The 7928-nt window shown below is 26.6% G+C and carries 13 protein-coding genes; 4 read left to right on the forward strand and 9 right to left on the reverse strand.

What is annotated here, in order from left to right; all coding sequences use genetic code 11:
- Nucleotides 1-166: 166 nt before the first annotated feature.
- The gene (locus HMPREF2576_RS12655) at nucleotides 167-241 is read right to left on the reverse strand and encodes an epsilon family phenol-soluble modulin (protein ID WP_095658922.1); all 75 of its coding nucleotides are present in this window, start codon (nucleotides 239-241) and stop codon (nucleotides 167-169) included.
- 893 nt (nucleotides 242-1134) lie between these two features.
- On the opposite strand from HMPREF2576_RS12655, the gene HMPREF2576_RS07640 reads away from it, so the two are divergent.
- Nucleotides 1135-1335, forward strand: a complete 201-nt coding sequence (locus tag HMPREF2576_RS07640; protein ID WP_001829681.1) for a cold-shock protein — start codon at nucleotides 1135-1137, stop codon at nucleotides 1333-1335.
- Nucleotides 1336-1955: 620 nt separating this feature from the next.
- On the opposite strand, the gene HMPREF2576_RS07645 is transcribed toward HMPREF2576_RS07640, so the two are convergent.
- From HMPREF2576_RS07645 to HMPREF2576_RS07655, 3 genes are all read right to left on the reverse strand, one after another.
- Nucleotides 1956-2180: a hypothetical protein gene (locus tag HMPREF2576_RS07645; RefSeq protein ID WP_001829613.1), complete on the reverse strand. Its 225-nt coding sequence runs from the start codon at nucleotides 2178-2180 to the stop codon at nucleotides 1956-1958.
- Between the two features lie 23 nt (nucleotides 2181-2203).
- Entirely contained in the window at nucleotides 2204-2488 is a 285-nt protein-coding gene (locus HMPREF2576_RS07650) for a hypothetical protein (RefSeq protein WP_001829635.1), read from the reverse strand.
- 98 nt (nucleotides 2489-2586) lie between these two features.
- Nucleotides 2587-3333, reverse strand: coding sequence for a poly-gamma-glutamate hydrolase family protein (locus tag HMPREF2576_RS07655; protein ID WP_001829580.1), 747 nt, complete (start codon nucleotides 3331-3333; stop codon nucleotides 2587-2589).
- Between the two features lie 284 nt (nucleotides 3334-3617).
- Between HMPREF2576_RS07655 and HMPREF2576_RS07660 the strand changes: the two genes are divergently transcribed.
- A complete protein-coding gene (locus HMPREF2576_RS07660) occupies nucleotides 3618-3851 on the forward strand; it encodes a hypothetical protein (protein ID WP_001829664.1) in 234 nt (77 codons plus the stop codon).
- 59 nt (nucleotides 3852-3910) lie between these two features.
- Here HMPREF2576_RS07660 and lnsA read toward each other — a convergent pair whose 3' ends face one another.
- The 3 genes from lnsA to tsaA form a co-directional block, all read right to left on the reverse strand.
- Nucleotides 3911-4465 (reverse strand): lipoprotein N-acylation protein LnsA, encoded by a 555-nt coding sequence (gene lnsA / locus HMPREF2576_RS07665; RefSeq protein WP_001829566.1) that lies wholly within the window; start codon nucleotides 4463-4465, stop codon nucleotides 3911-3913.
- 189 nt (nucleotides 4466-4654) lie between these two features.
- Nucleotides 4655-4843, reverse strand: a complete 189-nt coding sequence (tsaT, locus tag HMPREF2576_RS07670; protein WP_001829569.1) for a type II toxin-antitoxin system toxin TsaT — start codon at nucleotides 4841-4843, stop codon at nucleotides 4655-4657.
- Nucleotides 4844-4867: 24 nt separating this feature from the next.
- Nucleotides 4868-5125, reverse strand: a complete 258-nt coding sequence (gene tsaA / locus HMPREF2576_RS12520; RefSeq protein ID WP_002438963.1) for a type II toxin-antitoxin system antitoxin TsaA — start codon at nucleotides 5123-5125, stop codon at nucleotides 4868-4870.
- Nucleotides 5126-5533: 408 nt separating this feature from the next.
- Between tsaA and HMPREF2576_RS07675 the strand changes: the two genes are divergently transcribed.
- Nucleotides 5534-5737, forward strand: coding sequence for a sterile alpha motif-like domain-containing protein (locus HMPREF2576_RS07675; protein WP_001829671.1), 204 nt, complete (start codon nucleotides 5534-5536; stop codon nucleotides 5735-5737).
- Here the strand turns inward: HMPREF2576_RS07675 and HMPREF2576_RS07680 are convergent.
- Entirely contained in the window at nucleotides 5729-5965 is a 237-nt protein-coding gene (locus tag HMPREF2576_RS07680; RefSeq protein WP_070856566.1) for a hypothetical protein, read from the reverse strand. The two genes, HMPREF2576_RS07675 and HMPREF2576_RS07680, sit on opposite strands and share 9 nt — an antisense overlap.
- Nucleotides 5966-6178: 213 nt before the next feature.
- Between HMPREF2576_RS07680 and HMPREF2576_RS07685 the strand changes: the two genes are divergently transcribed.
- Nucleotides 6179-6766 (forward strand): histidine phosphatase family protein, encoded by a 588-nt coding sequence (locus tag HMPREF2576_RS07685; protein WP_001829615.1) that lies wholly within the window; start codon nucleotides 6179-6181, stop codon nucleotides 6764-6766.
- 270 nt (nucleotides 6767-7036) lie between these two features.
- Here the strand turns inward: HMPREF2576_RS07685 and HMPREF2576_RS07690 are convergent, their stop codons facing one another.
- Nucleotides 7037-7537, reverse strand: coding sequence for a GNAT family N-acetyltransferase (locus tag HMPREF2576_RS07690; RefSeq protein ID WP_001829623.1), 501 nt, complete (start codon nucleotides 7535-7537; stop codon nucleotides 7037-7039).
- Between the last annotated feature and the right edge of the window lie 391 nt (nucleotides 7538-7928).

Below are 7928 nucleotides of genomic sequence, written 5' to 3' on the forward strand. Positions count from 1 at the left end.
TATTTATAATTCTGCCGTTATGACTATAGTTCTACTTCATTTTTAAGAGTGCATTTTACACAGTTGAATTTTGAATAGTATTGATTGAGCTATGTTCAACGTCGTACAATCAATGACGTAAAAAACCCCTCTAACAGGAGGGGCGGAGTAGAGAATAGTTTAATTATTATTCGTTTTCGTTATTACCGAATAAACCTTTGATAAAAGAGATAACTTTTTTAACTAAGTTAATGATGAACATGTGACTCACCTCCTATGTATTTGTTAACTAAATTATAGTATTGAACTAAAGTAATTGGGTTTCTAGTTCTAAAGTAATCAAAAAATATTCTTAAGTGTAAAATGATTTCGAAAACAAAATAACTTTGAATTCATTTCTGTTGCAGAAAATATGATATAATTTATGTATTTTATAATTATTATATGTTTAGTAAGGATTAATATTTTAAAAGTAGGGAAAGAAAAAATTCTTGAAGAATTTTATTTCTTTCCCTAACTTTTTAACATGTAGAATATTCAAGTGAAATTCTATACGTTATGTCTAACAGTTGAAAAAGATTGATATAAATGTGTTTGTAATGTAGTCGTGTGCGACAAAATGCTTAAGGTTTAAGTATTAATTGTTCTCTTAAATGTTTTGATTATTTTTCATCAGTTTTAAAAACATCTTTAAAAAATTGAACACCTTTATTTAATAAATCAAAAATAAACATGAAATACACCTCCAATTCAATTGATTACAGTTACATTGTATTTGATTTATTTGGTTAAAAGTTTAAGTTTGCGTAGATAGAAATATTAATTGCCACGCTGTTAAAAAAATAAATGTAAGAAAAAATATAGTTCCTAATCGTTAAATGTATTTATGATTTTATGAAAAGTTCATTTTGATTATTAGTTTTAATAAACTATTAATCTATACAATGCCTTATTTAAATAGCTTTTGACATTATTAAGAGCTCTACAATTTATAAAATATAGAAAACCCTTTACTTTTCCAAAAATAAGCGTATAGTAGTGGTTAAGTAATAAAGTACGTGAAGTTGATTGTGGAATTATTTTTATAGAATATTCTCTTTTAATTAATGGATTTGTTACAAATATTTAGTGCAAAAGCACGTGGAGGTATTCTATATGAATAACGGTACAGTTAAATGGTTTAATGCAGAAAAAGGTTTTGGTTTCATCGAAAGAGAAAATGGCGGAGATGTATTCGTGCATTTCTCAGCAATCGTTGAAGATGGATATAAATCTTTAGAAGAAGGCCAAAGCGTTGAATTCGATATCGTCGAAGGTGAACGTGGTGAGCAAGCTGCAAACGTTGTTAAGATGTAATAATTATATATCTTTATTAAGTCTAGGACAGAAATAACTGTCTTAGGCTTTTTTGTTGATAACTAAATTAATATTAAGCCCTTTAGTCAGATTTTCAACTGGTAGTTCGAATACCAATTTATTATCTCTATAAAACATCTCTATTAAAATTCTCAATTTAGCTTTCTACGTTGCACTTTATAGAATTTCTTGTGTGTAATTCTTTTTTTATTGTTGATGTATACTTATTAATATACTTTTATTTTGGTTTAGTTTTAGAGCAATTTTATCTATGATGATTATTGATGTATACCATAAGTTCATAAAATTAAATAAAAGATAACAATAAAAAGTGTATTTGTTTTATAACGATTACTATATTTCAAATGTTAATTCTATTATATTTGTAGTAAAAAATCTTTTTGAAATAAAAAAACGCCAATGCAGTTACTTTAATAATGACGAAAATTAAAGTCTGCACGGCGATAACAAGAAGTAATGTTAAACACTCACAGAGTGTAACATGTATAGGTTATCACAAAAATATATTTATATCTAACTAAATTGCTTTATAGTGATGTGTTTTTTAAAAATCTTCTAAATAATAATTGAAACAATTATAAATTAAATAGTTACTTACTTTAAATTGACTGTGAAGATCGATCAAACACACTAATCTCTTTCTCATGTATAGAAACAACAAGTGTGTGGTCATAAACTTGAATGTAATCTGTATTTAACGCATTAAATTCAGCAAGTATTTTAAAAGAACCATTTCGCAATGGTTCTATAATCGAAATATCATCATGATTACTTTGAATAATCAATTGTCGTTTGGAATGATTGTTAATTGTCCAGTCTTTCATATTCATCACCTTACTTGTACTTTTTAACCAAAGCTACGCTCAATTTCTGTAAAAGCTTTTGTTGTAACCTGAATATTATATATTTTGTTATCTTCAACCTCGCCATCTAAGTAACCTTCATTTATTAAGACTTTACAGTTATGAATGAAATCTTCATATTTTCTATCACAAAAATAATCATCTTGTGCCGTTACAGAATCTTTAAAATGATTAGCTTCTTCTTCTGGTTGCCCCGCATTAGATCTTTCCATATATAATTTATAAAATTTAGCTATTGTATATTTTTGTTCTTTTGTAAGGTTTTCCATCAAAATCTGCCTCCGACTATGTTAAATAAATATTATTCCACTTATTAGATTTTAAGTAAGTGCGATTTTTTTAAGTATTACAATATTTATTTTAAAATTTAATTTACCTTTTCGATACCTTTTTGCACTGCGTTCGCAAATTTGTAAAAATCTTTAGTATATTTATCTGAATCACTACGTGTATGTCGATCTAATTTATAATGTTTGAAAAACTGTTTTCGCAATGCAGTCGTGAGTTCTAATTGGACACCTGAGTTAGATTCATTTTTATTAGCTATGTTATCTGATGACTTTGCATCGATTTTGTTAGGACTTTCTTTTACAGTAAAGTCTTTTTTACGTAATTCTTTCGTGATAGAGTGAGACATCTCTTTATCTTTACCTCCGATATAAACAATAGGGTCATCTCCAGAGAATCCATGTATAGATAATGTTTCTTTAGTGTTTTTAAGTAACTTATCTAATATAGGTTCGTTAAATTGAGTGGATGTTACATGTAGTTGATCGTTATTAGACTTTCGAAGACCTTCAAAGGTATAAAAATTATATTTTCCAACATTGGAAATACGTCGTGCAATTTCAGTCGTACCTGGTTCGATACCACCACCGTGAATTGCAGTGACTAAAATATCCTTATTTTTACGGTGTTTTGTTTTAATACGCCAATCTTTATTTTTTATCGTATCTTTTTTTAATTCAGTAAAATCTGCGTATCTATCGGTAGAATGAGAACGGTTTGTCTTTAAAGTATTAAAAAGTATTACAACAACAACACAAATTGCGATAATAACGATTGTCAAAATAATATAATATAATCTCGAATGCTGATTGTCTTTGTTTCTCATGGTAACTCCTTTTTATATAAACAATAAATGTTCTTAAATATTTAATAAGGTTATAAATTTAATTCCATTTAATTATTATATACTAACTTTTTACTATATATTTTCTATACCCATTTTAATAGATACTATTTAATAAATGAAAAGAATTCTTATAATAAAAGTAAGAAAAATTTATAAATCATCAAAAAGGAAGATTATAATCAAAAGGAATTAAAAGAATTCAAAATCTTCACATTGTTTTAACAATAATGTGGTAATTTATAGTAAAGGGATGTGATGTTGTGATGAATAAAAATCTATTAAAAAAATACTTGAATGATGATAGTTTCAAATCAGTTGTCGTTGTTATAGGGAATAAGAGAATCGTATTAGAGAATGATATTCATGTTGATTATGAAAACGAAGTTATTATTTATCCATGTAAAAATTGTACACGTATTATACCGTTTAGTTCAATTTCCTATTTAGAACTTATTGATAAGCAAGACCAATTTATTAACTATTTTAAAGAAGGATGACTATAAATCCCAATGGTGGTGTGAAATACGAGCATAAGTTCACATTACCATCGGGATTTTTAATATGTTTTTACTAATTTTAATTTATATTCATCTGTAAAATTATCTGTTAGCGCATAGGGTGAAATAATATATAAACCGTGATCACTTACGGAATTTTTATCTACGCCGTATTTATATGCTTGATATATAATTTTAGTGCAATATGTAAATGTTTCACTTTTTAAGTTGAATGTAACAAGATATTCGCTATCGCTATTCTCATAATGTTTCTTTGCCCATTGAGCTGCTTTTGTTCCAGCGTTAGGGTGTGAACATCGATAGACTTTTATCCATTCATTTTTACCTTTTCCATATCTGTCACGATAAGATTCAAAATCTTCCGTCATTGGTTTATCCCCTGGACCTTCAATTTGAAGTACAGTGTCATGATCAATTGCCAAACTACAGTGACCAAAAAAACCATTTAAAACAGGACCTTTTGTAACAATAATGTCACCTGGTTTTAGCTGAAAACGTTTATTATCATTAGCGAAACTTTGATTGGTAAATAACATGAGACTAAAAATAAAAAATATAAATGATAAGTATATGCTTTTAGATATTAATTTCATATATTTAAAGAAGCTCCTTGAATAATTCATAAAGCTAGTTGCAAAAATAATTGATTTACTTCAAATATAATCTAGTAAATCATAATCACGCTATTAAAAAGCATCTCAAAAAGAATACATTGTTTATCTCTTTGAGATGCATAATATAGTATAATGCCTTTTCATTAAAAGTGATTCTATTTCTACATATTATAAAATTCCGAATATAAAAGTATAAATTAAGATGGCAAAACCAAAGATTAAGAAAATTACAGTAAAGCCTAGATAAGATTCTTTTCGTTCTTCTTTTTTAGTTTTAAGCATTGTTACCAATAATATCGTTCCTGCGATGATAAATAAGATAGAAAGCCACAGCAAAATTTGGAAATGTAAGCTCATTGATATCCCTCCCTAGTCAAAAATTTAGACAAATTCATAAAAAATCGGATAAATGTAATACAGTGCTAAGATAATGTTGATAAAAAATAATATTTCACTGAATAAATCACTATAGATAATTACTAAGGTCAAGCTTGAAAAAAGAGCAAAACCACAAATTGCTAAACCAGGTATTAACCATAACTTATAATCTATATTTGCGTTATAGGTTATGAGAATGTTAAATGAAAAAAATAAAATGGTGAATATCAAATTGAATATATTTGCTTTGTTTAATTTCATAGGTGTTACACCTCAATAGATACTGCTTGATAGAACTAAGTTATTTATATACTATAATATCATTTATTTCGTACAGGTAAATATATTAACATTCATAAAAAATATTTTATTTGAGACATACACATCATTGTCGTTTTTATGGTGAAAATAAAAAAATTAGTAATACTTTATTATATGTGAATCAATTTAATGTTATAGTTATTTTTAAACCTCTAACAACTGTAATTTCATCACAAGAACAAAAATAAATGAAAATTATCATTATTAGCAAAAAAAGTTTATGTATATAGTGCAAAAAAGAATTTTTTGCACATAAAAACTCGAGAAATCTGGTATGATTAATAGGTGAAAGTATATAAGTAGGTGACTCAAGTGTTTTTAACACTTTAAAAAAGGGGCTGAAATCAAATGTCTTTTTATGAGTTTATTTTAGGATTTATCAATGACGATACGCCACTAGGTCATTTAGCACAATACATTTTTAATGATGCTTGTTTCCCAAAGGAAGAGAAAAATAATAATTCTATAAGAACCTATGTGCTTCTTAATTATAATGATCGTCAGTTAATCGAAAGTACAAATCGTGCAATTAGTCTATATCAATTAATTTGAATAATACCAGTTATGGGTCTTAAGAGCATTCCAAACATCTTTAGTTTTAAAGTTTATTTCATTATTACGAACACAAAACGGCTCGATAACATTTTGATCTAACCAAGTATTAATTAATTCTTTAGGTACACCATCGAGTAGCATATCTGTTTTGCTTATAATTAAACATTCCCAATCTAAAGAAATTGAAATAGGATTGACATAGTTACATTGACTATGAGTAGACATCATTAATCCTCCTTTATTCCATGTAAATCTAATGTTAAGTTATACCCTAAACAAATTTTATTAAACAATTTGCTTTTAAATTGTATGATTTCTAATTTTTTAAATCATTGGTTTACTTTGTAATTTGGCAGTGATTAAATAAAAGTGTCATAAACAATGATGGGTGTATTCTTTGGTGAATATCTTAAATAATGAGTGAAGAGGTGTTTACAATTGGTTAAAACATTATATTTAATGAGACATGGTCAAACAGTGTTTAACTTAAAAGGTAAAATACAAGGGGCTAGTGATTCTCCTTTGACTGCATTAGGTGTACAACAAGCGAATGCAGCACAACAATATTTTAAAACGAAAAATATTCATTTTGACTATCTTTATTCATCACCACAACAAAGAGCATGTGACACGTTAGAGAACGCTGTACCAAACCAACAATATTGGTGTGTAAAAGATCTTAAAGAGTGGGGGTTTGGATTATTTGAAGGGGAAAGTATCGAGTTATTAAGAGCTATTAAACAACCTAGATATTTGTATGGTGACGCTGTTGTACCATTTGGTGGAGAATCAAGATCTGAAGTTGAACACAGGGTTTATCGAGCACTCTATGAAATGATGGATACAACAGATGGAGAGACAATTCTAGCAGTGAGTCATGGTAGCACTATTGGTTTGTTTGTAAGAAATATATTAGGGTATGACAAGGGAAGTAAATTTGAAATAGGAAATTGTAACATTGTAAAATTTGAATACGATGGAGAAGAATTTATCTTTAAAGATTTAATTAATCCCATTAAAAAATAGTTTACTTACAAGATAGTTTTAATAATAAATGTACATTAATTGTTCAATAATTATAGAAAAATCAACATAGCCTCAAATGATTTGTGTAATTTCATTTGAGGCTAAATTTTTAACTTTTTTGTATATGGGAATCACTTAAATAATATATGTTTTGCTTTACTGATTTTTGAAATAGTCATTTTAAATATTCATATAAACTCATGATTAAAAAGCACTATATCGATGTATGGACATAATAATGAAAATGTTTAAAAGGTAAATATAAGCATTTTAATCTGATGACTCAGTTGTTGAATAAATGAGCCAATTTTCGTCAAAATATTCATTGCCAATTTTGCTAGCGTTTTTTTCAAAAGCAAGATTTTCAAAACCTATAGAACTAAAGAACACTTTAGCACTTATATTGTTTGATGCAATAGCAATCATCAATGTTTCAATATTTTGTTCTTTAGCGTATTGAATAATATGATTAATTAATTCTCGGTTAACAATTTCATCATTATTTTTAACAAAATTATTTTCAAGAATAGCTTTATGGCATTTACCTACATAATTCATTTGTTTTAAAGTGCATGTTGCAACAAGTTCATCATCTTCAAAAGCACCAAATATATTCCAATAATCAGTATGATTAGACAAGATAGTTTTGAGTCTATCAATGCTAACATTTTCTAAATAGTAACGATCCCATTCATAATTATGGTGACCAAATTTCATTAATTCAATATAGGAATCCAAATCGTTTTGATTCAATAAACGGATATTGTTCATGGTGACCTCCCATTAAAAGAAATAACATAAATAAAAATGATTTTTGAAATTAAGACTTATTAAATACATAATAAAAGAATTATTAAAAATACGCAATAATCGTTTTGTTACTATAAAAAACATTATTGACAACATATTTAAAAATTGTTTTTAAAATTAATTTTATATTTTTGTCAATTGGAAAATGATGACTTTGAAATGAATTTATCACATTTTATTTTATCAATATTTTGAAAAAACGAAAGGTATATTTTGAATCTTTACAAAAAATTATTGAAAAGTATGTTATAAAGGCCAATTAAACAAGTAAGATTGATAACATAAGAAATTTAAATTAAATAAAAAAACGAGGCTGGTACATAATTCCCTAGCATAATAGCCAGTAAATGAG

The sequence above is a fragment of the Staphylococcus sp. HMSC063F05 genome, from assembly GCF_001837075.1.
Classification (GTDB): domain Bacteria; phylum Bacillota; class Bacilli; order Staphylococcales; family Staphylococcaceae; genus Staphylococcus; species Staphylococcus epidermidis.

Coding starts and splice junctions, on each gene's coding strand:
- HMPREF2576_RS07640 (WP_001829681.1), top strand. CDS start 1,135: ATGAATAACGGTACAGTTAAATGGTTTAATGCAGAAAAAGGTTTTGGT.
- HMPREF2576_RS07645 (WP_001829613.1), bottom strand. CDS start 2,180: ATGAAAGACTGGACAATTAACAATCATTCCAAACGACAATTGATTATT.
- HMPREF2576_RS07650 (WP_001829635.1), bottom strand. CDS start 2,488: ATGGAAAACCTTACAAAAGAACAAAAATATACAATAGCTAAATTTTAT.
- HMPREF2576_RS07655 (WP_001829580.1), bottom strand. CDS start 3,333: ATGAGAAACAAAGACAATCAGCATTCGAGATTATATTATATTATTTTG.
- HMPREF2576_RS07660 (WP_001829664.1), top strand. CDS start 3,618: ATGAATAAAAATCTATTAAAAAAATACTTGAATGATGATAGTTTCAAA.
- lnsA (WP_001829566.1), bottom strand. CDS start 4,465: ATGAAATTAATATCTAAAAGCATATACTTATCATTTATATTTTTTATT.
- tsaT (WP_001829569.1), bottom strand. CDS start 4,843: ATGAGCTTACATTTCCAAATTTTGCTGTGGCTTTCTATCTTATTTATC.
- tsaA (WP_002438963.1), bottom strand. CDS start 5,125: ATGAAATTAAACAAAGCAAATATATTCAATTTGATATTCACCATTTTA.
- HMPREF2576_RS07675 (WP_001829671.1), top strand. CDS start 5,534: ATGTCTTTTTATGAGTTTATTTTAGGATTTATCAATGACGATACGCCA.
- HMPREF2576_RS07680 (WP_070856566.1), bottom strand. CDS start 5,965: ATGTCTACTCATAGTCAATGTAACTATGTCAATCCTATTTCAATTTCT.
- HMPREF2576_RS07690 (WP_001829623.1), bottom strand. CDS start 7,537: ATGAACAATATCCGTTTATTGAATCAAAACGATTTGGATTCCTATATT.